Genomic DNA, 24,502 nt, shown 5'->3' on the forward strand with positions numbered 1-24,502 from the left:
CGCCTCACCTGGATTTCGGCAGCGGCGGGCGCTCGGTGCCGAACAGCCACGCGTCGAAGAGCTTGTCGAGCTGCTTCCCGGCCACCCGCTCCGCCAGCGCCACGAAGTCCGCGGTGGTGGCGTTGCCGTTCTTCCGCTCGGCCGCCCAGGTCCGCAGGATGCTGAAGAACCTGGTGTCGCCCACCGCGAGCCGCAGCGCGTGCACGGTCATCGCACCGCGGTCGTAGACCGAGCCGCCGAACAGGTTCTCCACCCCCGGCCGGCCCGGCGGCGTGCGCCACACCTGGGCGGAGGCGCCCGCGTACTTCTGCTCGAACGTGCGCTGCACGGTCGAGGACCCGCTGTGCTCGGCCCAGAGCCACTCGGCGTACGTGGCCAGGCCCTCGTTGAGCCAGATGTCCTGCCAGCGCTGGATGGAGACGCTGTCGCCGTACCACTGGTGGGCCAGTTCGTGCGCCACGACCTCGGTGTTGTCGCCCTGCCGGAAGAAGCCGGCCGAGTAGACCGGCCGGCTCTGCGTCTCCAGCGCGTACCGGATCCGGGAGTCGGCGACCACCACACCCCCGTACGCGTCGAACGGGTACGGCCCGAACAGGCTCTCCAGGTAGTCGGCGACCTCGACGGTACGGGCGATCGAGCGGTCCGGCGCGCCCTCGGGCAACTGCGTGGTGACCGCGCTGAAGACCGGCCGGCCCTTGTGCTCGGCGGTGGTGACCCGGAACTTCCCGATCGCCACGGTGGTCAGGTAACTGGCCATCGGCGAGTTCTCCGACCAGCGCCAGGTGGTCCAGTCGCCGGCCGTCGACCTGCCCTTCGGCACGCCGTTGCCGACCGCCGTCAGCCCCTTCGGCACGGTGATCTCGACGTCGTAGGTGGCCTTGTCCGACGGGTGGTCGTTGACCGGGAACCAGGTGCTCGCCGACTCCGGCTGGCCGAGCGCGACCGCCCCGTCGGCGGTGTGCAGCCAACCACCCTCGCCGAGCGCCTCGGTACGCAGCGGCGTCGGCTTGCCGTCGTACCGGATCTCGGTGACGAAGCCGTTGCCGGTGGTGAGCCCGGTGGCGGGCGTGACGACCAGCTCGTCGTCGGTGCGGGCGTGCCGGGCGGCGGCGCCGTCCACGGTGACCGAGCGGACGGTCAGCCCGGCCAGGTCCAGGTTGAACGCGGACAGGTCGGCGGTCGCGGTGGCCCGCACCGTGGTGGTGCCGGTGAGCTTGTCCGTCTCCGGGTCGTAGCGCACCTTGATGGTGTAGTTCGCGACGTCGTAGCCGCCGTTGCCGTAACTCGGGAAGTAGCTGTCACCGACGCCGGCCGCGCCGGGGGCGAAGCTCCGGGCGGCCGTGGGACCGGGCGTGGTCGTCGCGGCGCCCCGGTCCGGTTCGGCCGGTCCGCAGCCGGCCAGCAGCAGCGTCCCGCAGGCCAGCAGCCCGAAACCTCGTCGTCCGCGGCGCCGCGTCATCGTTCCGATCCCTTTCGAATACCTGCTCAGCGGTCCAGGACCAGCCCGACCTTCTGGAACTCCTTGAGGTCGCGGTAGCCGCACTTCGCCATCGCGCGGCGCAGGCCGCCGAAGAGGTTGAGCTGCCCGTCCGGCTCGTCGGCCGGGCCGAACAGCAGCCGCTCCATCGAGCCGATCGGCTCGCCGGCCACCTCGAACGCGCCCCGGGGCAGCGACGGGTGACTGGCCGCGGAGTGCCACCAGGCGCCGCCGGCCGGGGCCTCCTCGCAGAGCGAGAGCGGCTCGCCGAGCATCACCGCGTCCGCGCCGCAGCCGAGCGCCTTGGCGATGTCGCCGGAGGTCTGCATGTCGCCGTCGGCGATCAGGTGGACGTACCGGCCGCCGGTCTCGTCCAGGTAGTCCCGGCGGGCCGCGGCGGCGTCGGCGATCGCGGTGGCCATCGGCACCCGGATGCCGAGCACCGACTCGGTGGTCGACCAGTCGTCGCCGCCGATGCCCACGATCACGCCGGCCGCGCCGGTACGCATCAGGTGCAGCGCGGTCTTGTAGTCGGTGCAGCCACCGACGATGACCGGCAGGTCGAGGTCGGCGATGAACTCCTTGAGGTTCAGCGGCTCGTCGGTGGTGGAGACGTGCTCGGCGGAGACCAGAGTGCCCTGGATGACCAGGATGTCCACGCCGGCGTCCAGGATCACCGGGGCCAGCGCCAGGGTGTGCTGCGGCGAAACCCGGACGGCCACCGTGCCGCCGCCCTCGCGCAGCTCGCGGACCCGCTCGGCGATCAGGTCGGGGCGGATCGGCTCGGCGTAGACCTCCTGGAGCCGCTTGGTGGCCCGGGCGTCCTCGCCGAGGCCGGCCAGCTCCTCCAGGATCTTGGCCGGGTTCTCGTAGCGGGTCCAGAGGCCCTCGACGTTGAGCACACCGAGACCGCCGAGCTGGCCGAGGCGCACCGCGGAGGCGGGGCTCATGGTCGCGTCCGAGGGGTGCGCGACGCAGGGGATGCCGAACGGGTAGGCGTCGAGCTGCCACGCGGTGGAGACGTCGTCGACGTCCCGGGTGCGGCGGCTCGGCACGATGGCGATGTCGTCCAGGTGGTAACCGCGCTGCGCGGTCTTGCCCAGCCCGATCTCGACCACGTCACGCATGGGGACTCCAGGTGTGTTCGGGGGTGGAGGGAGAGGTCAGCGGGAGTGGTAGTTGGGTGCCTCGACGGTCATCTGAATGTCGTGCGGGTGGCTCTCCTTCAGCCCCGCCGCGGTGATCCGGATGAGCTGGCCACGTCGGTGCAGCTCCGGGATGCTCTCGGCGCCCACGTAGCCCATCGCGGCGCGCAGGCCGCCGGTGAGCTGGTGGGCGACCTGGGCGAGCGGGCCCCGGTACGGCACCTGGCCCTCGACGCCCTCGGGGACCAGCTTGTCCTCGGCCATCACGTCCTGCTGGAAGTAGCGGTCCTTGGAGTACGACTTGCCCTGACCGCGCGACTGCATCGCGCCGAGCGAGCCCATCCCCCGGTACGCCTTGTACTGCTTGCCGTTGATGAAGATCAGCTCACCGGGGCTCTCCTCGCAGCCGGCCAGCAGGCTGCCGAGCATCACCGTGTCGGCGCCGGCCACCAGCGCCTTGGCGATGTCGCCGGAATACTGGATGCCGCCGTCGCCGATCACCGGCACGCCGGCCGGCCGGGCGGCCCGGGCCGCCTCCATGATCGCGGTGACCTGCGGCACGCCCACCCCGGCCACGATCCGGGTGGTGCAGATGGCGCCCGGCCCCACGCCCACCTTGACGCCGTCGGCGCCGGCCTCGACGAGCGCCTTCGCGCCCGCGTACGTGGCGATGTTGCCGCCCACGATGTCGATCGTCACGTCCCGCTTGAGCCGGGCGACCATCTCCAGCACGGCCCGCTGGTGACCGTGCGCGGTGTCCACGATGACCACGTCGACGCCGGCGTCGACGAGCGCGCGGGCCCGCTTATAGCCGTCCTCGCCCACGCCGACCGCGGCGGCGACCCGGAGCCGGCCCGCCTCGTCCTTGGTGGCGTTCGGGTACTGCTCGCTCTTGGTGAAGTCCTTGACTGTGATCAGGCCACGCAGCGCGCCGGTGCCGTCCACGATCGGCAGCTTCTCCACCTTGTGGCGGCGCAGCAGGTCGAGCGCGTCGTCCTTGCTCACGCCGACCGGCGCGGTGATCAGCGGGGTGCGGGTCATGATGTCGCGGACCGGCGTGGCCGGGTCGGAGACGAAGCGCATGTCGCGGTTGGTCACGATGCCGACGAGTTGGCCCTGCCCGTCGACCACCGGCACGCCGGAGATGCGGTAGCGGCCGCAGAGCGCGTCGACGTCGCGGAGCGTGTCGTCCGGGCTGGCGGTCACCGGGTTGGTGATCATGCCGGACTCGGAGCGCTTGACCAGGTCGACCTGGAGCGCCTGGTCCTCGACGGAGAGGTTGCGGTGCAGCACGCCGATGCCGCCCTGCCGGGCCATGGCGATCGCCATCCGGCCCTCGGTGACGGTGTCCATCGCGCTGGAGAGCAGCGGCACGGTCAGTTCGATGTTGCGGGTGAGCCGGGTGCGGGTGTTCACCCGGCTGGGCACCACGTCCGACTCGCCGGGCTGGAGGAGCACGTCGTCGAAGGTCAGCCCGAGCGGCACCACCCGGGCGGAACCGGCCGGCAACTCGGGCAGGTGACCGCCCAACTCGCCGCCGTCGGGGCCGGCCGGGTTCTCGGTGCTGGGCGAATTCTCCACGATTGCTCCCCTGAGCTGGTCGAACGGGCTGCAGCGAGGCGGCGCGCGCGGACGCCGGCGCGCACCGGTGTGACGGCGCGTCGCCTCATCGTACCCATTGGCCCGGTCCGCCCCGGGCAGCGGCGGGCCCGGGGTAGGCCGGGCCACAGCGGGGCGGGGGGCGGGCTTTCCGGCGGCGCGGGGTCTACGGTGAGGGGGTGCACGACGAGCCCATCGACCCGTTCAACGGCGACCCGGCCGATCCGGCTGCCGGCCTGCACGACTCCGGCGAGGAGGACGCGCTCGACCCGCTGACCGAGGTCGAGCGCCAGGACGTGCTGGAGGACCTGGCCGATCTGGAGATCTACCAGGCCCTGCTCCAGCCGATCGGGGTGCGCGGCCTGGTGATCGAGTGCGAGGACTGCCGCGAGCCGCACTACTTCGACTGGGACCTGCTCCGGGGCAACCTGCGCCACCTGCTGAACTCGGGGCGGCCCCGGGTGCACGAGCCGGCCTACGATCCCGACCCCGACCACTACGTGAGCTGGGACTACGCCCGGGGCTACGCGGACGGCGTGCACGACACGCTCACCGAGGGCACGGACGACGCCGCGTCGGAGTGAACCCGGCCGGGCTCAGGCGACCAGGCCGGCCCGGAAACCGGCGGCCACGGCGTGCGCCCGGTCCCGCGCGCCGAGCTTGCGGAACAGCCGCCGGGCGTGCGTCTTGACGGTGTCCTCGGAGACGAACAGTTCCCGCCCGATCTCCGCGTTGCTCTTGCCCTCCGCCATGCCGAGCAGCACCTGAAGCTCGCGCTCGGTGAGCCCGATCGCGCTGCGCGGGGTCCGCGCCGGGCGCTGGCCGGGGCCCGGCGGGAGCGTCTCCGCCCCCTCCGCCGCCGGGTCGTTGGCGTCCTCCCCACGCTGGACCGGCACCATTGTGGGCAGGCCCGCGGGGTCCGTCGCCGGCCAGCCCGGGCCCCCCGGGGTACGCCCCGGCGCCGCCGGCCGGGTCGGTCCGCCGACCGCCGCCGCGTCCCGGGCGGTGTCGGCCACCCGGTGCCGGTTCGCCCGTCCCGGGGCGGAGAGCAGCAGCAGCGCCTTCGCCACCGCGCTGGTCAGGTCGTGGTCGGCGTTCTGGATCAGGCCCCGCGCCCCGGCACTGATGGTGGCCGCCGCCGACTCCGACTCCTCGGCGCCGAGCAGCAGCACCGCGGCCTGGGGGGCGCGGGCGAGCACCCGCCGCACGAACCCGGCGCTGTCCGGCCGGGTCAGGGCGGTGTCGGCCAGCACGACGTCGACCGGACGCTCGGCGAGCCGCAACATCACCTCGGGATCGGAGACAGCCGTCCGGACGGCGCCGGCCAGCCCGAGCCGCGCTGCCGCGGAGGTCAGATGCTGGGCTGCCAGTGGGGTCCGAACGCAGATCAGAACGCTACGCACTGTGGTCTCCTCTCCGACTCAGAGCAGACCACGTGCGGGTCGGGTCGGGAGGGGGTTCCGAGCAATCATCCGAACTTTTCCGACAGATGGGGCATATGCCATCGACTGTCCGAGGTTTTCGATCACAGATGTGTGAGCCGGGGACAGCTCGGGTACCGACTGGTTCATCCGGAACCGGCATCCCGCGCGGACCGCCGCCCGGTAGCTGGCCACAACATTCTCCGCGGTGCCGCGCGGGAGGAGGGGTGCTGATGTCGAACGTACGTAGGCTGCCTGGACCCATCGTCGACCTCTGGGACTGGCAGCGGCTCGGCGCGTGCCGGGGCCGTGACAGCGCCCAGTTCTTCCACCCGGACGGCGAGCGCGGCTCGTCCCGCCTGCGCCGCGAGACCGGCGCGAAGACGGTTTGCCGCGCCTGCCCGGTGCGCGCCGAGTGCGCCGCGCACGCCCTCGCCGTCCGCGAGCCGTACGGCGTCTGGGGCGGCTTCAGCGAGTCCGAGCGGCTGCGGCTGCTCGCCCTCGGCTGGGAGGACCTGGCCGACCGCCGGCAGGCCCGGGTCGACATCGCCCGCCTCGAGGCCCGCCTCGGCCGCCCGCACAAGACCGCCGTTCCGGACCAGCGCAAGGTCGCCTGACCCCTCGCACTCCCGCCGCCGCGCCCCGCACCTCGGGGCGCGGCGGCGTTTCGTTCGCGCCGACGCGTGCCGGACCGTCACCGCTCCCCGGCACCGCCCGCCCGCCTCGCGGAACCGCCCGCCCCTCTCGCGGAACCGGTCGCCTCGCGGAACCGGTCGCCCCGCGGAACCCGTCGCCCCGCCTGCCCGTCGCCCCGCCGCCCCGTCGCCCGTCGCCTCGCCGCCCGTCGCCCCACTGCCCCGTCGCCTCGTCGCCCGTCGCCTCGCCGCCGGGCGCCCCGCCGCCGGGCGGTAGCCGCCGGTCGTGCCACGACGGCCGACAGCGCTGTCCGACGCCTGCAAACTTGAGCGCATCGACGACTCACGCGGGAACGGCCGCCGCCGCACTGGTAGCCGACGCGCTCGCCGGGCCCTCGTCGCGTTCGCCGGTGCGGCGGACGGTAAGGGTTGGCCGGTCAAGGCTGGGTAACGGTCCACCGCCGGCCGGCGGCTGTCGACCGCTGACCCGTTCGCGCCATCAAGTTGGTAGGCGGCCATGACGACGGTCTTCACCCCGGGTTGTTCCGGCCGCCCCGCCGGTCCACCCCACCGGTCCACCCCACCGGTCCGCCATGCCGGTCCGCCTGCCGGTCCGCCATGCCGTGGCACCAGGTGACCAGCAGCCGGCGCGTCAGCCGACGGTCACCGTGACGGTGTGCCAGCCGGTCGCACCGTCCGGGGCCACCGGGCTGCGCTGCTCCGGCTGCGTCTCGCCGGCCGCGTCGGTGGCGCGCACCTGGAGGCGGTGCTCGCCCGGGGTGGCGTCCCAGCGCCACGACCACTGGACCCAGGTGTCCGACGACACGGCCGGGGCCAGCGTCGCCTCCCGCCAGGGGCCGTCGTCGACGCGTACCTCGACGCGGCGGACGCCCAGGTGCTGCGCCCACGCCACCCCGGCGACCGTCACCGGGCCGGCGGCCGGACGGCTGCGGGCACGGGGCGTGTCGATCCGGGACTGCGTCTTGATCGGGCCCTGGGCGGACCAGCCGCGCGGTACCCAGTACGCGTCGAAGTCGGCGAAGCTGGTCAGCTCCAGCTCGGTCAGCCACTTGCACGCCGAGACGTACCCGTAGAGGCCGGGCACCACCATCCGGACCGGGAAGCCGTGCTCGATCGGCAGCGGCTCGCCGTTCATCCCGACCGCGAGCAGCGCGTCCCGACCGTCGCGCAACACCGACGTGGGGGTGCCGCAGGTCCAGCCGTCGACCGCGCGCCCGACCACCTGGTCCGCACCCTCCTCCGGGTCCGCCTCGTCCAGCAGTTCCTTGAGCGGCACGCCGAGCCAGCGGGCGTTGCCGATCAGATCGCCGCCCACCTCGTTGGAGACGCAGGCCAGCGTCACGTAGCGCTCCACCATCGGCCGGGCCAGCAGGTCGTCGAAGCTCAGCTCGATCGGGTTGCGGACCCGGCCGTGGATGCGCAGCTTCCAGGTGACCGGGTCCACCTGCGGGACCACGAGGGCGGTGTCGATCCGGTAGAACTCCCGGTTCGGCGTGACGTAGGGGGCGAGCCGGGGCAGGGACAGGTCCGCGCCGGCCGGCACCGGCGGGGCGGGCGCGGCCGGGGCGGGCAACGTCACCGCCTGCCGGGCCGCCGAGACGCCGCGCCGGCCGGCCAGCCAGTGGCCGCCCAGCCCGGCCACCGCCGCCGCACCGGTCAGCAGGCCGGCGCCGCGCAGGAACCGGCGCCGCGACTCCAGGTCCCCGCGCTCCAGCGGCTCCCAGCCGCCCGGGTCCTCCTCCTCGCGGGCGAACGCCGCAGCCGCCGGAGGTGGCGGAGGCGGCAGCGGTGTCCCGGTGCCGGGTGGCCGTTCCCCGTCGGCCAGACCGGCCCCGGCGCGATCCGGCCGCCCGCGCCGCACCCGGCCGGCCTCGGCGCGGTCCGGTCGCAGCGGGCCGGCCACGAAGGCCCAGAGCGTGAGCGCGCCGAGCACGCCGCCGACCAGGGCGGGCAGCGCGTCGAACGCGTCCGCGCCGGCCCGGGTCAGCGCGGCGACGACACCGAGCACGGCGAACGCGGCGATGCCGGCCAGGCCGACCACCAGCCGTCGGGCCGCCGCCAGGCCGAGCAACGCCGCGAAACCCGCCAGCAGCAGCGCCGTCCCGATCAGCAGGGCGATCTTGTCGTACGTGCCGAAGACGTCGATGGCGAACTGCTTGAGCGGCTCGGGCATCAGGTCGACCACGAGACCGCCGACAGCGATCAGCGGGGCGGACCGGGGACCGGTCAGGACGGCCACCGGCTCGGCGACGCCGAGCGCCACCACGGCGGCGACGACACCGGACACTGCCGCGTGGCGGCGGGAGATCGTGCTCACCCGGCCCAGTCTGGTCGACCGGTCGGGCCGGCCGCCAATTCCGTCAGCGTTCCGTAAGCGATACGGCCGCGCCGGCCACGGCCCGAACAGGCGTCAGGGCACACCGCCGAGCCGGCGGTGTGCCCTGACGTCGGGCGTACTCCTCGGGTCAGAAACCCGGGCCGTGCTGGTGGCCGTGGCCATGGCCGTGGCCGTGCCCACCGGCGGCGGCCGGCTCCGCCTCGGCCGGCTTCTCCACGACCAGACCCTCGGTCGTGAGCAGCAGGCCGGCGATCGACGCGGCGTTGGAGACCGCGTTCCGGGTCACCTTCACCGGGTCGAGGATGCCGGACTTGGCCAGGTCGACGTACTCGCCGGTGGCGGCGTCGAGGCCGTTGCCCCACTCCTGACCGACGACCTTCTGCACCACCACGTAACCGTCGTGGCCGGCGTTCTGGGCGATCCAGCGCAGCGGCTCGACGAGCGCCTTGCGCACGATCGAGACGCCGACCTTCTCGTCACCGGTGAAGCCCAGGTCGTCGTCGAGCACCGGCAGGATCTGGGCCAGCGCGGCGCCGCCGCCCGGGACCGTACCCTCCTCGACCGCGGCCTTGGTCGCGGCGATGGCGTCCTCGATGCGGTGCTTGCGCTCCTTCATCTCGACCTCGGTGGCCGCGCCGACCTTGATCACCGCGATGCCGCCGGAGAGCTTCGCCAGCCGCTCGGCCAGCTTCTCCCGGTCCCACTCGGAGTCCGAGGCCTCGATCTCCTTGCGGATCTGGGCGACCCGGTCGGCGACCTCGGCGGACTGGCCGCCGCCGTCGACGACGGTGGTGTTCTCCTTGTCGACCACGACACGCCGGGCGGTGCCGAGCACCTCCAGGCCGACCTGGTCGAGCTTGTAGCCCAGCTCCGGGGCGACCAGCTCGGCGCCGGTCAGGATCGCCATGTCCTGGAGCATCGCCTTGCGACGGTCACCGAAGCCGGGGGCCTTCACCGCGCAGACCTTGACGGTCTTGCGGATGGCGTTGACCACCAGCGTGGACAGCGCCTGACCCTCGACGTCCTCGGCGATGATGAGCAGCGGCTTGCTGTTCTGGAGGACCTTCTCCAGCAGCGGCAGCAGCTCCTCGATGGCCGAGATCTTCTGCGTGGTGATCAGGATGTACGGGTCCTCCAGGACCGCCTCCTGCCCCTCCACGTCGGTGACGAAGTTCGGCGAGATGAAGCCCTTGTCGAACTGGAGACCCTCGGTCACCTCCAGCTCGGTGGTGAGCGCGGAACCCTCCTCGACGGTGATCACACCGTCGCGGCCGACCCGCTCCATCGCCTCGGCGATCAGCTCGCCGATCGTGGCGTCCTGCGCGGAGATGGTCGCGACGTGGGCGATCGACTCCTTGCTGGCGACCTCGACGGCCTTGCCGAGCAGCGCCTCGGAGACCTTGGCGGCCGCCGCGTCGATGCCCCGCTTCAGGCCGGTCGGGTTGGTGCCGGCGGCCACGTTGCGCAGGCCCTCCCGGACCATGGCCTGGGCCAGCACGGTGGCGGTGGTGGTCCCGTCGCCGGCGACGTCGTTGGTCTTGGTCGCCACCTCCTTGACCAGCTGCGCACCGAGGTTCTCGTACGGGTTGGTGAGCTCGATCTCCTTGGCGATGGTCACGCCGTCGTTGGTGATCGTGGGCGCACCGAACTTCTTGTCCAGGACGACGTTGCGCCCGCGCGGGCCGAGGGTGACCTTGACCGCGTTCGCGAGGGCGTTGACACCGTGCTCGAGCAGGTGCCGGGCGTCATCCGAGAAGCTCAGGATCTTTGCCATCAGTATCCCTTCGAAGCGACGTTGCCCCGGCCCGGCGAGCCGGACCGGGGCAACGACACTGATCGGTTGCTTACTTCTCGATGACCGCGAGGACGTCGCGGGCGGAGAGCACCAGGTACTCCTCGCCGGCGTACTTGACCTCGGTGCCGCCGTACTTCGAGTAGAGGACGGTGTCGCCGACCTTCACGTCGACCGGCACGCGGTTGCCCTTGTCGTCGATCCGGCCCGGGCCGACAGCGAGGACGGTGCCCTCCTGCGGCTTCTCCTTGGCGGTGTCGGGGATCACGATGCCCGAGGCGGTGGTGGTCTCGGCCTCGTTCGCCTGCACCACGATGCGGTCCTCGAGCGGCTTGATCGCAACCTTGGTCGCGGTAGTCACGGGCATACCCTCCTGGGGTACTTGGTGTCGTTACCGGTCGGCGTGCCGACCAGCGTCAATCTGCCACATGCCACCGGGCGGGGCCGTCGTCGCGGGTGCCGGTCCGCCTGGCGTTCAACCACCGGACACCAGGGCCCGGAGGTTGGCACCCTCGGGGTGAGAGTGCTAATCGCAGGTTATTCCTCGGCTAGCACTCCGTCAAGGAGAGTGCCAGCGCGTCGCCCGTCGTGTCGCCTCCGGAGCGGGTCGGGAGAATGAGCGGATGGATCTCGACCAGCTCACCGCGCTGCGTACCCCCGAGGGGTCGGCCGCGCTCGCCGCGGCGGAGCGGGTGGCCGGCGGCGACCCGCTGGCGGCGGCCGCCGCGCTGCGCTCGGCCGGGATCCCGGGCGGGCTCGCGGCGGCGGCGCTGACCCAGGCGGAGCTGCGCCGCCGGGCGGTCGGCAAGTTCGGCGCGGCGGCGGCCCGGATGTTCCTCACCCGCCCCGGGCTGGAGCAGGCCACCCGCCGGGCGGTCGCCGACCGGCGGGCCGCCCGGCTGCGCGCCGCGGGCGTGACCACGCTCGCCGACCTCGGGTGCGGGCTGGGCGCCGACGCGCTCGCCGCGGCCCGCGCCGGCATCCGGGTGTACGCGGTGGAGGCCGACCCGGTCACCGCCGCCATGGCCGCCGCGAACGCCGAGGCCGCCGGGCTGGCCGGACTGGTCACGGTGGAGTGCGGCGACGCCACCGCGTTCGACGTGACCCGGGTCGACGGGGCGTTCTGCGACCCGGCGCGGCGGCAGGCCGGCACCGGGCGGCGCATCTTCGACCCGAACGCCTACTCGCCGCCGTGGGACTTCGTCACCGGGCTGGCCGCACGCGTGCCGCGCACCGTGGTCAAGGTGGCGCCCGGCCTGGACCACGCGCTGATCCCGGCCGGCGCCGAGGCGGAGTGGGTGAGCGTCGACGGCGACCTGGTGGAGGCCGCCCTCTGGTGCGGCCCGCTGGCCGGCGTCCCCCGCCGCGCCACCCTGCTCCGGGAGAAGGAAGGGCCCCCTCCTCACGCCTCCGGTAGAGACGGGGCCCCCTCTCACCACCTCACCGGCACCGGCGCGGACGAGGCGACCGTGGGCGCGGTGCGGCGGTTCCTGTACGACCCCGACCCGGCGGTGGTACGCGCGCACCTGGTCGCGGAACTGGCCGCCGACCTGGACGCCACGCTCGCCGACCCGTCGATCGCCTACCTGTACGCGGACACGGCACACCCCACCCCGTTCGCCCGCTGCCTGGAGATCACCGACGTGCTGCCGTTCTCGCTGAAGCGGCTGCGCGCCCTGCTGCGGGAGCGCCGGGTCGGCCGGGTGGAGATCCTGAAGCGGGGCTCGGCGCTGGAGCCGGAGAAGCTGCGCCGTGACCTGCGCCTGGCCGGCGAAGAGGCGGCCAGCCTGGTGCTGACCCGGGTGGCCGGCGCGCCCACCGTGCTGATCGGCCGCCCGCCCGCCGGCTGAGCGGCCCGTTCCGGCTCGCCGACCGGCGGCGGTCGGGTTAGCTTGACGGTCATGGCGGGACGGGGCACTCCGGCGATCGTGTTGCTGACCAGGCGGAAGATCGCGCACACCACCCACCCGTACGCCGTGTCGCCGGACGCGCCGAACTACGGCGCGCTGGTCGCCGACGCCCTCGGGGTGCCACCGGAGCGGGTGTTCAAGTCGCTGGTCACCGACGTCGACGGCCTGCTGGCCGTGGCGGTGGTGCCGGTGACCGGGGAACTGGACCTGAAGGCCCTCGCCGTGGCGGTCGGCGGCAAGCGGGCCGCGCTGGCCGACCGGGCGGTGGCCGAGCGGGCGACCGGTTACGTGCGGGGCGGGATCAGCCCGCTGGGGCAGCGCCGGGCGCTGCCGACCGTGGTCGACGCGTCCGCGCTGGCACACCCCACGGTGTACGTCTCGGCCGGTCGCCGCGGCCTCCAGGTGCAGCTCGCGCCGGGCGACCTGGTGGCGCTGACCGGCGCCGTGACCGCGCCGATCGCGGCCGACTGAACCGGACGGTGGGAGCGTTTCCGCAGCCGGTGTCCGTGGGGTGACAACCGCGTTGCTGAATTGTTACCGCCGCCAACAAACTTCTGACCTCGGCACTCTTGCGGAGCGCGGGAAGCGCGGAATACGTTGCCGGACACAACAAAACACCGTCAACAACTCCCCCACCCCCGAAAGGACCCGTGCACATGCGCAAGGGCTTCCTCACCTTCGCGGCCGTCGGTCTCCTCGCGGCCGGCAGCATGGCCGCCTGTGGAGACAGCGGCGATTCCTCCGACAAGGCCGGCGGTTCGAACGACAAGAAGCCGAAGATCGGCGTGATCCTGCCGGACAGCAAGTCCTCCGCCCGCTGGGAGGGCGCGGACCGCAAGTTCCTCAAGGCGGCGTTCGACGCGGCGGGCGTCGAGTCCGACATCCAGAACGCGCAGAACGACAAGACCGCGTTCCAGACCATCGCCGACCAGATGATCACCAACGGCGTGAACGTGCTGATGATCGTCAACCTGGACTCCGGCACCGGCAAGGCCGTGCTCGACAAGGCCAAGTCGCAGGGCGTCGCCACGATCGACTACGACCGGCTGACCCTGGGCGGCTCCGCCCAGTACTACGTCAGCTTCGACAACGAGGCCGTCGGCAAGCTCCAGGGCGAGGGCCTGAGCAAGTGCCTGACCGACAAGGGCGCCAAGAACCCGTCGATCGCGTACCTCAACGGCTCGCCGACCGACAACAACGCCACCCTGTTCAAGAACGGGTACGACTCGGTGCTCAAGCCGAAGTTCGACTCGAAGGAGTACACCAAGGTCGCCGACGACTCGGTGCCGGCCTGGGACAACGCGCAGGCCGCCACGATCTTCGAGCAGCAGCTGACCAAGGCCGGCGGCAAGATCGACGGCGTGCTCGCCGCCAACGACGGTCTCGGCAACGCGGCCATCTCGGTGCTGAAGAAGAACAAGCTCAACGGCAAGGTCCCGGTGACCGGTCAGGACGCCACCAAGGAGGGTCTGCAGAACATCCTCGCCGGTGACCAGTGCATGACCGTCTACAAGGCGGTCAAGAAGGAGGCGGACGCCGCCTCCGAGCTGGCCATCGCGCTCGCCAAGGGCGAGACGAAGGACACCGGCCAGACCGTCAAGGACCCGGAGGGCAACCGGGACGTGCCGGCCGTGCTGCTGGAGCCGAAGGCCATCTACAAGGACAGCGTCAAGGACGTCGTGGCCGACGGCTACATCACCAAGGACGAGCTCTGCACCGGTGCGTTCGCCAAGCTCTGCACCGACGCCGGCGTGAGCTGACCCACCCCGCCTCAGGCGGCGCCGCCCGGCACGGGACCACTCCCGCGCCGGGCGGCGTCCACGCCGGACGGGATCCGAGACCTCCCTCCGCCCAAAGGAGACCCCCGTGTCCGCAACCCCCCTGCTGGAGCTACGCGGGATCGACAAGAGCTTCGGTCCCGTCCAGGTGCTGCGTGACGTCGCCTTCGCCGCGCACCCCGGCGAGGTGACCGCGCTGGTCGGCGACAACGGCGCCGGCAAGTCGACCCTGGTCAAGTGCATCAGCGGCATCTACCCCACCGACGCCGGCGAGTTCCTCTTCGACGGCCGACCGGTGAGCATCAGCAGCCCCCGGGACGCCGCCGCGCTCGGGATCGAGGTCGTCTACCAGGACCTGGCGCTCTGCGACAACCTCGACATCGTGCAGAACATGTTCCTCGGCCGGGAGAAGCGCAGCGGCATCGTGCTCGACGAGCCGACCATGGAGCAGATGGCCGCCGAGACGCTCGCCGGCCTCAGCGTCCGCACCGTGAAGTCGCTGCGCCAGCACGTGTCCAGCCTCTCCGGCGGCCAGCGGCAGACGGTGGCCATCGCCAAGGCGGTGCTCTGGAACAGCAGGCTGGTCATCCTGGACGAGCCGACCGCCGCGCTCGGCGTCGCGCAGACCGCCCAGGTGCTGGAGCTGGTCCGCCGGCTGGCCGACAACGGCCTGGCCGTGGTGCTCATCTCGCACAACATGAACGACGTCTTCGCCGTCTCCGACCGGATCGCGGCGCTCTACCTCGGCCAGATGGTCGCCCAGGTGAAGACCACCGACATCACCCACTCGCAGGTGGTCGAGCTGATCACCGCCGGCCGCTCCGGCGGCCTCGGCCTCGCCGGCGAACCGGGCAGCAACGGCACCGGCGCCGCGCCCGCCGACACCACCCCAGGAGCCGTCCGATGACCGCCACCGTCGTGAAGAAGGAAGGCCCGGCCGGCGTCGCCCCGGCGCCGACCGTGGGCAGCCACGTGAACAACTACTGGCGCCGGGTACGCGGCGGCGACATCGGCGCGCTGCCCGCCGTGGTCATGCTGGTCGTGCTTGCGGTGGGCTTCTCGATCGCCCGCCCGTCGTTCTTCACGGCCGGCAACCTCGCCAACCTGTTCACCCAGGGCGCCGCGGTCACGCTGATCGCGATGGGTCTGGTCTTCGTGCTGCTGCTCGGCGAGATCGACCTCTCCGCCGGGTTCGCCAGCGGCGTCTGCGCGGCGATCCTGGCCAACACCGTCACCGTGCTCGGCTACCCCTGGTACGTGGCGGTGCTGGCTGCCGTCGTCACCGGCGTGGTGATCGGTGTCGTGCTCGGCCTGCTGGTCGCGAAGGTCGGCATCCCGTCCTTCGTGGTGACGCTCGCCGGCTTCCTGGCGTTCCAGGGCGTCGTGCTGACGCTGATGGACGAGGGCGCGAACATCGCGGTCCGCGACGACGTGCTGGTGGCGATCGCCAACCGCAACATCTCCCCGGTGCTGGGCTGGGCGCTGGCCGCGCTGGCCATCGCCGGGTACGCGGCCGTGCAGCTCCTGCGGCACCGCAACCGGTCCGCCCGGGGCCTGCTCACCGACCCGATCGCGGTGGTGGCCGCGCGGATCGGCGGGCTCGCCGTGGTGCTCGGCGTCGCGGTCTACGTGCTGAACCTGGAGCGCAGCCGCAACGTGCTGGTGGTCTCGCTCAAGGGCGTGCCGATCGTGGTGCCGATCATCGCGCTGCTGCTGGTCATCTGGACGTTCGTGCTCCAGCGCACCAGCTACGGCCGGCACATCTACGCGGTCGGCGGCAATGCCGAGGCGGCCCGCCGGGCCGGCATCAACGTGGACAAGATCCGCATCTCGGTCTTCGTCATCTGCTCCGGGATGGCCGCCATCGGCGGCATCGTGGCGGCCAGCCGGGCCAACTCGGTCGACCCCAACACCGGTGGCAGTAACGTGCTGCTGTACGCCGTCGGCGCGGCGGTGATCGGCGGCACCAGCCTCTTCGGCGGCAAGGGCCGGGTCCTCGACGCCGTGCTCGGCGGCGCGGTGGTCGCGGTGATCGACAACGGTATGGGACTGATGGGATACAGCTCGGGCGTCAAGTTCGTGGTCACCGGCGTGGTGCTGCTCGCCGCGGCGACCATCGACGCGCTGTCGAGGCGGCGGGCCGCCGCCACCGGCACGCGCTGACCCGGGTACGGACACACCATGGCAGTGGCAATGCGCGCGGGTCCCAGTCAGGACGAGATCCGACGGCAGAACCTGGGCGCATTGCTCCGCTACGTGCACGTGCACGGGGCCACCACGCGCGCGGAGCTGACCACCGCGCTCGGGCTCAACCGCAGCACCATCGGCGCGCTGACCGCCGACCTGGCCGGCGCCGGTCTGGTCAGCGAGGGGACGCCGAAGGAAACCGGCCGGGCCGGACGACCGTCACTCGTCGTCCGGCCCGAGTCGGGACGGGTCTACGCGTACGCGTACAGCGTCGAGGTGGACCGGCTGCGGGCCGCGCGGGTCGGCCTCGGCGGTGAGGTGCTCGACCGCCGGGAGCTGGACCGGCCGCGCAACCTGGTCGCCGGCGAGGCCGCCCCGCTGCTGGCCGGCGCCGTCAAGGAGATGCACCAGGCGGTGCCGGCCGGCTCGTTCTGCGTCGGCGCCGGCGTGGCGGTCTGCGGCATGGTGCGCCGCGACGACGGCCTGGTACGGCTCAGCCCCACCACCGGCTGGGTGGACGAGCCGATCGGCGCGGCGCTCGCCGCCGAGCTGGGCATCGACGTGCCCATCACGGTGGGCAACGTGGCCGACGTGGCCGCGTTCGCCGAGCACGCCCGCGGCGCGGCCACCGGCTGCGACAACGTCCTCTACCTGTACGGCGACGTCGGCGTGGGCGCCGGCATCATCGCCGGTGGCCGGCGGCTGACCGGGCACGGCGGCTACGGCGGCGAGGTCGGCCACATGGTGGTGGTCCGCGACGGGGCGCGCTGCGACTGCGGCCGGTACGGCTGCTGGGAGACCGAGATCGGCGAGCACGGGCTGCTGCGGGCCGCCGGCCGGGCCGAGGCGCGCGGCCGGGACGCGCTGCTGAGCGTGTTCGACGCGGCCGACCGCGGGGACGCCCGCGCGCAGAGCGCGGTACGGCAGGCCGGCGACTGGCTCGGCTTCGGCGTGGCCAACCTGGTCAACATCTTCAACCCGGAGATGGTCATCTTCGGCGGCACCATGCGTGACCTCTACCTGGCCGCCGCCGCCCAGGTGCGCAGCCGGCTCAACCGCAACGGGTTGCCCGCCTGCCTGGAGCACGTGCGGCTGCGTACCCCGGAACTCGGCGACGACGCGGCCCTGGTCGGCGCCGCCGAGCTGGCCTTCGAACGCCTCCTGGCCGACCCGCTGAACTGATCGGCCCGGTGATCCGTACCAACGTGCGGACGGGCGGCCGGTGGGCTCGGCCGTCCCGCGACCCCGCGTACCGGTCCGGACCGAGGAGGCACCGCAACCATGGCATCGCTGGAATCCGCACGTCGCCGGCTGGCGCACCGGGTGACCCTGCTGCTCGTCGCGATCGGCGCGGGGATCGGCGTTCTTCCCGGCGCGGCGCTGGCCGCCCCCAACCCCGGGGTGCAGATGAACGCCGCGGACATGACGCTGCTCAACGGCGTCCGACTGGCCGGGCTCTGGGAGATGCCGGCCGGCACGATGGCCGCCGAGAAGGGCCAGTCCCCCCGGGTACGGGAGGTCGGCGCGGAGATCGCCCGCCAGCACGGCGTCCTGGACCAACTGGTGGTCGAGGCGGCGAACAAGCTGGGGGCGGTGCTGCCGACGGACCCGACGACCCAGCAGAAGGGTTGGCTGACCGAGATGCAGAACGCCAGCGGCGCGCAGTTCGACCAGATCTTCGTCACCCGGCTCCGGGTCGCCCACGGCAACATCTTCCCGGTGATCGGCGCGGTGCGGGCGAGCACCAAGGACCCGGTCGTGCGCAAGCTCGCCGAGGACGCCAACACGTTCGTCAACGACCACATGACCATGCTGGAGAGCACCGGGCTGGTCCGCTGGCAGCAGTTGCCGCCGCCCGCGATGCCGGCCGCGCAGAGCGACTCGCTGGTCGCCGCCGCCCAGGCCAACGCGTCCAGCGGCGGCGGGCTCCAGGTGGGCACCGGGATCGTGTGGGCGGTCTTCCTGCTCGCGCTGGGCACCGGCGGATACACGACCTGGCGGCTGATGCGTCGGGCCTGACGGTCCGTTAGGCGGGGCCCCTTCCTATCCGCCAGGCGTCAGGAAGGGGCCCCGCCTTGCACCTCAGCCGTGCCAGGAGCGCCAGAGGGCGGCGTAGGAGCCGTTCGCGGCGACCAGTTCGTCGTGCGAGCCCAGCTCGGTGATCCGCCCGTCGGACACCACCGCCACCCGGTCCGCGTCGTGCGCGGAGAACAGCCGGTGCGCGATGGCGATCACGGTCCGTCCGTGCAGCACCGCGGCCAGCGACCGCTCCAGCGCGCGGGCGGCCCGCGGGTCGATCAGCGAGGTGGCCTCGTCCAGCACCAGCGTGTGCGGGTCGGCGAGCACCAGCCGGGCCAGCGCGAGCTGCTGCGACTGGGCCGGGGTGAGCGGATGCCCGCCGGCCCCCACTGTCGTCTCCAGCCCCGCCGGCAGCGCCTCCGCCCAGTCCAGCGCGTCGACCGCGGCCAGCGCGGCGCGCACCGCCGCCCGGTCGGCGGCCGGCCGGACCATCGCCACGTTGTCGGCGAGCGTGCCGATGAACACGTGGTGCTCCTGGCTGACCAGCGCGACATGGGTGCGCAGCTCGTCCAGGGGCAGTTCGGCGAGGGGTCGACCGTCGACGGTCACCGCACCGGCCGACGGGGTGTGCACGCCGGCCAGCAGCCGACCCAGCGTGGACTTGCCCGCCCCGGACGGGCCCACCATGGCCAGCCGCTCCCCCGGTCGGGGCACCAGCGTCACGCCGTGCAGCACGTCGTGGCCGGCGCGGTACGCGTACCGGACCTCGTGCGCGGCGAGCCGCCCCTCGGTGGTCGGCCGGCGCGGCGCGGCGGGCGTCGGGGAGCGCTCGTCCGGCTCGGTGGCCACGCCGAGCAGCCGGGCCAGCGAGGCGCCGCCCACCTGGAACTCGTCCAGCCAGCCGAGCAGCCGTTCGATCGGGTCGGTGAGCTGCTGGGCGTAGAGCGTGGCGGCGGTGACCTGGCCCAGGCTGGCCCAGCCCTTCAGGTGGAACCAGCCGCCGATCAGCAGCGTGGCCACCATCGGCACCAGGTAGCCGAACTCGGCCACCGGCCAGAACACGGTGCGTAGGTACAACGTGTACCGCTCGGCCGCGTACGAGCGGCGGATGTCGGCGTCGCCGCGGGCCCGGCGGCGGGCCGCCTGGCGCAACGCCTCGGTGGTCCGCGCCCCCTCGACCGTCTCGCTGATCCCGTCGGTGATGTCCGAGTAGGCGGCGTTCTCCCGCAGGTAGCCGGCCGGCGCGCGGCGCAGGTACCACCGGGTGCCGGCCCAGAGCACCGGCACCGCGAGCAGGCTGGGCAGCGCCAGCAGCGGCCCGGTCAGCACCAGCGCGCCGAGGATCAGCAGCACGGTCAGGGCCGCGATCAGCGTCTCCGGCCCGGCGAACCGGACCGTCCGCGACAGTGCCGACACGTCGCGGGAGGTGCGGGTGAGCAGGTCACCGGTGCCGGCCCGCTCCACAGTGGCCAGCGGCAGCGCCAGCACCCGGTCGACGAACTCCTCACGCAGCTCGGCGAGGACCCGCTCGCCGAGTCGGGCCGAGGCCAGGTGCGCGAACCGGACCAGCACCGACTGCACCACCACGAACGCGGCGATGGCGGCCACCACCCGGTCCACGGTGGTGGCGGCCACGCCCCGGGAGATGCCCTCGACCAGGTCGCCGAGCAGGCGCGGGGTGACCAGCCCGGCCGCCGCGGCGAGCGCGTGCAGGCCGAGCACGGTGGCCAGGCCACGCGGGTGCCGGCGGACCAGCTCCCGCACGTACCGGCGGACCCGCGCGGCGTCGGCGACGGGCAGCGCGTTGCTCATCGGTCCTCCTCCCGGCTCACCGTGGCCGCGTACCGGGGCTCGGCGGCGAGCAGTTCCTCGTGCCGGCCTTCGGCGACGACCTTGCCGTCCTCCACGAAGACCACGTGCTCGGCGCGGCCGAGCACCAGCGGGCTGGTGGTGCAGACCAGCGTGGTGCGGCCGGACCGGGCCGCGGCCAGCCGGTCGGCGACGCGCGCCTCGGTGTGCGCGTCCACCGCGCTGGTGGGCTCGACCAGGATCAGCGTCTCCGGGTCGGCGACCAGCGCGCGGGCCAGCCGCAGGCGCTGCCGCTGCCCGCCGGAGAACTCCCGGCCCCGCTCGGCGACCGCGCCGTCCAGGCCGCCGGGCAGCGCCTCGACGATGTCCGTCGCGCCGGCCGCGGCCAGCGCCGCCTCGACCGTGGCGCGGTCCGCCCGGTCGTGCGGGTCCAGCTCCGTGCGGAGCACGCCGCTGAACAGCTGCGCGTCGTTGTCGGCCACCAGGATCCGCTCCCGCACCGTCGCCAGTGCCACGTCCCGCAGCGGTACGCCGTGCAGCGTCACGTCTCCGTCGGCGTACCGGCCGAGACGGTCGGCGATCTCGGCCGCGTCCTGCGGTTCGGCGGCGGCCAGCGCGGTGAGCCGGCCCGGCCGCAGCACCAGCCCGGAGCGCGCGTCCACCAGCTCGCCCGGCCCGGATGGCACCGGCACCGGCTGGGCCGGGTCGGTGAACTCCGGCGCGAGCCGCAGCAGCCGGACCACCCGGCGGGCCGCGACGTGCCCCCGGGTGAGCTTGTCGGCCGCCTCGGTGAGGTTGCGCAGCGGGCTGACCAGGAACGCGGTGTAGCCGTAGAAGGACACCAACTCACCGGCGCTGATCTCGCCGCGCAACGCGAACCGGGCGCCGAGCCAGGTCACCAGCACCACGAACACCCCGGGCAGCAGGATCTGGGCGGCCTGGAGCAGCGACTCCACCCGGGCCACCCGCAGGCCGTCCGCGCGCAACGCCTGCGACCGGTCCCGGTAGCGGGCGGCCAGCACCGGCTCCCCGCCCACGCCGCGCAGCACCCGCAGGCCGGAGACGATGTCCGCGGCGCGGGCGGTGAGCCGGCCGGTCGACTCCCGGTACGCCGCCTGCTGCCGGTGCAGCGGCCGGATCAGCAGCGCGACGAGCGCCATCAGCAGCGGCACGCCGAGCACCACCACCAGCCCGAGCGGCAGCGACGCGGTGAGCAGGATGGTGGCGACGGTGACGATGCCGACCACCGACCCGACGCCCCGGGCGGTGATGTCGATCGCGCTGCCGATGTGCTCGATGTCGGACGTGCCGATGCTCACCACCTCGCCGGCGGCGACCCGGCGCGGCAGCGCGGCGCCGAGCCGGTTGGTGGCGTCCACGGTGACCTGCACCGTGCGGTACGCGGCGCCGAGCCAGTTGTGCACCGCGCAGCGGTGCCGCAGGATGCCGGCGCCGGCCTGGACCAGCCCCAGCCCGAGCAGGGCGAGGCTCCAGCGCACCAGCGCGTCCGGGTCGCGCTGGGCGAGCCCGGCCTCCACGGCCCGGCCGATCGCGGCCGGCACCAGCGCCTGGGCCAACATCCAGATCACGCCGAGCGTCAGGCCGCCGCCGAAGTACACGGGATGTCGCCCGGCGAGCCACACCAGGTAACGGGTGGCGGACCGCGCGTCGGGGGTGCCGGGGTCGCCGGCTGGTGAGAAGCGCATGACCCACCGACGCTAGGTGGCGGCCCGTCCCGGACGCCAACCAGTTTCCGGCCGCCGTGACGACCGTCGCCTAGCGGTCGACCTCGGTGAAGTCCCAGCTGTGCGGTGGCCGGGCGACCAGGCGCGTGGGCGGTTCGGGCAACTCCCGGGGGTTGCTGCGCCACTTCGAGATGACCACCAGCCGGTGGTCGGTGGAGGAGAAGACCTCGCTGCCGACGTGCATCGGGTCGTGCTCGAACTCGGGCAGCGCGGTCTCGCACACCCAGGTGATCAGCTCGGCGAAGCCGTACGACTCGGCCTTCGCCTCCCACATCCGGACGATCATGTCGGTTTCCTCCCCGGTCAGACGCTGACCACGGTCAGCGGCATGGCCGAGTCGGCCGGCAGGTCCAGCCGGCTCGGGGCGACGCCGGCGGCGACCAGGTGCGACCCGAGCGCCGCCACCATCGCGCCGTTGTCCGTGCAGAGCTTCGGCCGGGGCGTACGCACCCGGACGCCGTGCTTGGCGGCCCGCTGCTCGGCCATCGCCCGCAGCCGGGAGTTGGCCGCCACCCCGCCGCCGATCACCAGCGTGTCGATCCCGCTGCTGCGGCAGGCGTCCAGCGCCTTGCCGACCAGCACGTCGCAGACCGCCTCCTGGAAGGACGCCGCCACGTCGGCCACCGGCACCGGCTCGCCGGCCCGCTGTCGCGCCTCCACCCAGCGGGCCACCGCCGTCTTCAGGCCGGAGAAGGAGAAGTCGAACCGGTGTCCGACCAGGTCCTTCGCGGCGGTCAGCCCGCGCGGGAAGGCGATCGACGCCGGGTCGCCGGCCCGCGCCTCCCGGTCGATGTACGGGCCACCGGGGAACGGCAGCCCGAGCAGCCGGGCCACCTTGTCGAACGCCTCCCCGGCCGCGTCGTCGATGGTGGCGCCGAGCGGCACCACGCCCCGGGCCAGGTCGTCGACGCGCAGCAGCGAGGAGTGCCCGCCGGAAACCAGCAACGCGATCGCCGGCTCGGGCAGCGGGCCGTGCTCCAGCGTGTCCACGGCCACGTGCGCGGCCAGGTGGTTCACCCCGTACACCGGCTTCTCCGCGGCCACCGCGTACCCCTTGGCGGCGGCGACGCCGACGAGCAGCGCGCCGGCCAGACCCGGACCGGAGGTGACCGCGATGGCGTCGATGTCGGCGATGGTGACGCCGGCTTCGCGCAACGCCCGGTCCATGGTGGGCACGATCGCCTCCAGGTGGGCCCGGCTGGCCACCTCGGGCACCACCCCGCCGAACCGGGCGTGCTCCTCGACGCTGGAGGCCAGCGCGTCGGCGAGCAGCGTGTGCCCGCGCACGATGCCCACGCCGGTCTCGTCGCAGGACGTCTCGATGCCGAGGATCAGGGGTTCGTCAGCCATCCGCGTTCAGTCCTCGTGGCGCTGCATGACCAGCGCGTCGGTGTTGCTCGGTTGGTAGTAGCCGCGTCGCACGCCGATCGGCTCGAAGCCGTACGTGGCGTAGAGCCGCTGCGCGGGAGCGTTGTCGGCGGCGACCTCCAGCAGCGTGCTGCGGATGCCGCGCCGGGCCGCCTCGGCGAGCAGCGCCTCCAGCAGCAGCCGGCCCACGCCCCGGCGCTGGGCGTCCCGGCGGACCGCGATGTTCTGCACCCACGCCTCGTCGGGCGGGGCCACGGCCAACCCGGCGTAGCCGGCCACCGTGCCGTCGTCGTCAATGGCGACCAGGTAGAAGTGACCGTTGGCGAGTTCGTTCCAGAACATGCCCGGGGACCACTGCTCGGCGCCGAACAGGTCCGCCTCGATGGGCAGCACCTCGTCGACGTGCCACCAGCGGAACCGGCTCAGCCTCATCGCAGGACCGGCTTGTGGCCGGTGGCCGCCACCGCGTCCGGGCGACGCAGGTAGAGCGGGGTGAGCGCCTCGCCGGGGGCACCCGCGCGGATCCGCCCGGCGGCGAGCCGGGCCAGCGCCAGCGGGTCCGGGTAGCGCGGCTCGGCCCGCACCGGCAGGCCGAGCACGTCGGCGTACCGCTGGGCGCCGTCGCCGACCGCGACGGTGACCGCCAGGTCGCGGGCCCGCTCGGCGACGAGCGTCGGGGCGGCCACGTCCGGGCCGGCGACGCGCCGTCCGGCGCCGTCGTAGACGGCCCAGTAGACCTCGCGCCGCCGCGCGTCGCTCGCCGCCAGCACCAGCTCGCCCGCGGCGGGGTGACTCGCGGCGGGGTGGCCTGCGGCGGTCGGCTGGCCGAGGCCGTCCAGCGAGCAGACGCCGTACGTGGGGACGCCGAGCACCTGGCCCATGGTGGCGGCGGTGACCAGCCCCACCCGCAGCCCGGTGAACGGGCCGGGGCCGAGCCCGGCGACGATCGCGCCCAGGTCGGCCGGGCGCGCGCCCACGTCGGCGAGCGCCGCGTCGACCTGCGGCGCGAGCAACTCGCCGTGGGCCCGGGCGTCGACCGTGCACCGGGACGCGCGCAGCACGACGCCGTCCGCCGAGACCTCGGCCAGCGCCGCGGTCACCGCGGGCGTCGAGGAGTCCACCACGAGTACGAGCACGGTAAGCCAGCCTAGCCCGTCCCCCGACCTGGGCCGCCCGCCGCATGCCGTCACGGACGGTAGCGTCCGGAGGGGACACCATGCGATGCAGCGATATACCCAGGAGTCATAAATATGACCCA

Annotated in this window: 20 protein-coding genes and 3 pseudogenes; 9 read left to right on the plus strand and 14 right to left on the minus strand. The window is 73.6% G+C overall.

What is annotated here, in order from left to right:
• Positions 1-4 precede the first annotated feature (4 nt).
• The 3 genes from ACIA6B_RS00085 to guaB are packed head-to-tail and all read right to left on the minus strand — an operon-like array spanning position 5 to position 4,203.
• On the minus strand, positions 5-1,459 hold the full coding sequence (locus tag ACIA6B_RS00085; RefSeq protein WP_396769420.1) for a M1 family metallopeptidase: 1,455 nt from the start codon (positions 1,457-1,459) through the stop codon (positions 5-7).
• A gap of 26 nt (positions 1,460-1,485) precedes the next feature.
• Positions 1,486-2,604, minus strand: a complete 1,119-nt coding sequence (locus ACIA6B_RS00090) for a GuaB3 family IMP dehydrogenase-related protein (protein ID WP_396769422.1) — start codon at positions 2,602-2,604, stop codon at positions 1,486-1,488.
• A gap of 36 nt (positions 2,605-2,640) precedes the next feature.
• Positions 2,641-4,203 (minus strand): IMP dehydrogenase, encoded by a 1,563-nt coding sequence (gene guaB, locus ACIA6B_RS00095; protein ID WP_281938003.1) that lies wholly within the window; start codon positions 4,201-4,203, stop codon positions 2,641-2,643.
• A gap of 197 nt (positions 4,204-4,400) precedes the next feature.
• On the opposite strand from guaB, the gene ACIA6B_RS00100 reads away from it, so the two are divergent.
• Positions 4,401-4,805: a DUF5319 domain-containing protein gene (locus tag ACIA6B_RS00100; protein ID WP_281938005.1), complete on the plus strand. Its 405-nt coding sequence runs from the start codon at positions 4,401-4,403 to the stop codon at positions 4,803-4,805.
• A 12-nt stretch (positions 4,806-4,817) separates the two neighbouring features.
• On the opposite strand, the gene ACIA6B_RS00105 is transcribed toward ACIA6B_RS00100, so the two are convergent.
• The gene (locus tag ACIA6B_RS00105) at positions 4,818-5,624 is read right to left on the minus strand and encodes a response regulator transcription factor (protein ID WP_396769425.1); all 807 of its coding nucleotides are present in this window, start codon (positions 5,622-5,624) and stop codon (positions 4,818-4,820) included.
• Between the two features lie 251 nt (positions 5,625-5,875).
• Here ACIA6B_RS00105 and ACIA6B_RS00110 point away from each other — a divergent pair, with 251 nt between their 5' ends.
• Positions 5,876-6,259 (plus strand): WhiB family transcriptional regulator, encoded by a 384-nt coding sequence (locus tag ACIA6B_RS00110; RefSeq protein WP_396769427.1) that lies wholly within the window; start codon positions 5,876-5,878, stop codon positions 6,257-6,259.
• Between the two features lie 670 nt (positions 6,260-6,929).
• Here the strand turns inward: ACIA6B_RS00110 and ACIA6B_RS00115 are convergent.
• The 4 genes and pseudogenes from ACIA6B_RS00115 to groES form a co-directional block, all read right to left on the minus strand.
• Positions 6,930-7,994, minus strand: a pseudogene (locus tag ACIA6B_RS00115) (molybdopterin-dependent oxidoreductase); the annotation flags it as partial.
• A 183-nt stretch (positions 7,995-8,177) separates the two neighbouring features.
• Positions 8,178-8,615 (minus strand): annotated as a pseudogene (locus tag ACIA6B_RS00120) (molybdopterin-binding oxidoreductase); the annotation flags it as partial.
• Positions 8,616-8,763: 148 nt separating this feature from the next.
• A complete protein-coding gene (gene groL / locus ACIA6B_RS00125) occupies positions 8,764-10,410 on the minus strand; it encodes a chaperonin GroEL (RefSeq protein WP_396769429.1) in 1,647 nt (548 codons plus the stop codon).
• A 70-nt stretch (positions 10,411-10,480) separates the two neighbouring features.
• On the minus strand, positions 10,481-10,795 hold the full coding sequence (groES, locus tag ACIA6B_RS00130; RefSeq protein WP_088998427.1) for a co-chaperone GroES: 315 nt from the start codon (positions 10,793-10,795) through the stop codon (positions 10,481-10,483).
• A gap of 256 nt (positions 10,796-11,051) precedes the next feature.
• Between groES and ACIA6B_RS00135 the strand changes: the two genes are divergently transcribed.
• The 7 genes from ACIA6B_RS00135 to ACIA6B_RS00165 all read left to right on the plus strand — a co-directional run bounded on the left by ACIA6B_RS00135 (position 11,052) and on the right by ACIA6B_RS00165 (position 18,322).
• Positions 11,052-12,278 carry a methyltransferase domain-containing protein gene (locus ACIA6B_RS00135; RefSeq protein WP_396769431.1) on the plus strand — a complete coding sequence of 409 codons (1,227 nt, stop codon included), beginning with the start codon at positions 11,052-11,054 and terminating at the stop codon, positions 12,276-12,278.
• A gap of 51 nt (positions 12,279-12,329) precedes the next feature.
• Positions 12,330-12,809 carry a Cys-tRNA(Pro) deacylase gene (gene ybaK, locus ACIA6B_RS00140; protein ID WP_396769433.1) on the plus strand — a complete coding sequence of 160 codons (480 nt, stop codon included), beginning with the start codon at positions 12,330-12,332 and terminating at the stop codon, positions 12,807-12,809.
• A 185-nt stretch (positions 12,810-12,994) separates the two neighbouring features.
• Positions 12,995-14,098, plus strand: a complete 1,104-nt coding sequence (locus ACIA6B_RS00145; protein WP_396769435.1) for a sugar ABC transporter substrate-binding protein — start codon at positions 12,995-12,997, stop codon at positions 14,096-14,098.
• A 106-nt stretch (positions 14,099-14,204) separates the two neighbouring features.
• Complete coding sequence (locus ACIA6B_RS00150; RefSeq protein WP_107158841.1) at positions 14,205-15,023, plus strand: ATP-binding cassette domain-containing protein; 819 nt, start codon at positions 14,205-14,207, stop codon at positions 15,021-15,023.
• On the plus strand, positions 15,020-16,279 hold the full coding sequence (locus ACIA6B_RS00155) for a sugar ABC transporter permease (RefSeq protein ID WP_396769437.1): 1,260 nt from the start codon (positions 15,020-15,022) through the stop codon (positions 16,277-16,279). The genes ACIA6B_RS00150 and ACIA6B_RS00155 overlap by 4 nt, the downstream gene beginning before the upstream one ends.
• Positions 16,280-16,309: 30 nt before the next feature.
• Entirely contained in the window at positions 16,310-17,485 is a 1,176-nt protein-coding gene (locus ACIA6B_RS00160) for an ROK family protein (protein ID WP_396769439.1), read from the plus strand.
• Between the two features lie 99 nt (positions 17,486-17,584).
• Entirely contained in the window at positions 17,585-18,322 is a 738-nt protein-coding gene (locus ACIA6B_RS00165; RefSeq protein WP_396769441.1) for a DUF4142 domain-containing protein, read from the plus strand.
• A 63-nt stretch (positions 18,323-18,385) separates the two neighbouring features.
• Here the strand turns inward: ACIA6B_RS00165 and ACIA6B_RS00170 are convergent, their stop codons facing one another.
• The 6 genes and pseudogenes from ACIA6B_RS00170 to tsaB form a co-directional block, all read right to left on the minus strand.
• A complete protein-coding gene (locus ACIA6B_RS00170; protein ID WP_396769443.1) occupies positions 18,386-20,134 on the minus strand; it encodes an ABC transporter ATP-binding protein in 1,749 nt (582 codons plus the stop codon).
• Positions 20,131-21,837, minus strand: coding sequence for an ABC transporter ATP-binding protein (locus tag ACIA6B_RS00175; protein WP_396769445.1), 1,707 nt, complete (start codon positions 21,835-21,837; stop codon positions 20,131-20,133). Before ACIA6B_RS00175 ends, ACIA6B_RS00170 begins: the two co-directional genes overlap by 4 nt.
• 70 nt (positions 21,838-21,907) lie before the next feature.
• A complete protein-coding gene (locus tag ACIA6B_RS00180) occupies positions 21,908-22,162 on the minus strand; it encodes a hypothetical protein (protein WP_396770197.1) in 255 nt (84 codons plus the stop codon).
• Positions 22,163-23,226, minus strand: a pseudogene (tsaD, locus tag ACIA6B_RS00185) (tRNA (adenosine(37)-N6)-threonylcarbamoyltransferase complex transferase subunit TsaD); the annotation flags it as partial.
• A gap of 6 nt (positions 23,227-23,232) precedes the next feature.
• Positions 23,233-23,676: a ribosomal protein S18-alanine N-acetyltransferase gene (rimI, locus tag ACIA6B_RS00190; protein WP_396769447.1), complete on the minus strand. Its 444-nt coding sequence runs from the start codon at positions 23,674-23,676 to the stop codon at positions 23,233-23,235.
• Entirely contained in the window at positions 23,673-24,380 is a 708-nt protein-coding gene (gene tsaB / locus ACIA6B_RS00195; protein ID WP_396769449.1) for a tRNA (adenosine(37)-N6)-threonylcarbamoyltransferase complex dimerization subunit type 1 TsaB, read from the minus strand. The genes rimI and tsaB overlap by 4 nt, the downstream gene beginning before the upstream one ends.
• Between the last annotated feature and the right edge of the window lie 122 nt (positions 24,381-24,502).

Origin of the sequence: Micromonospora sp. NPDC051141 (genome assembly GCF_044455765.1) — a bacterium.
Classification (GTDB): domain Bacteria; phylum Actinomycetota; class Actinomycetes; order Mycobacteriales; family Micromonosporaceae; genus Micromonospora.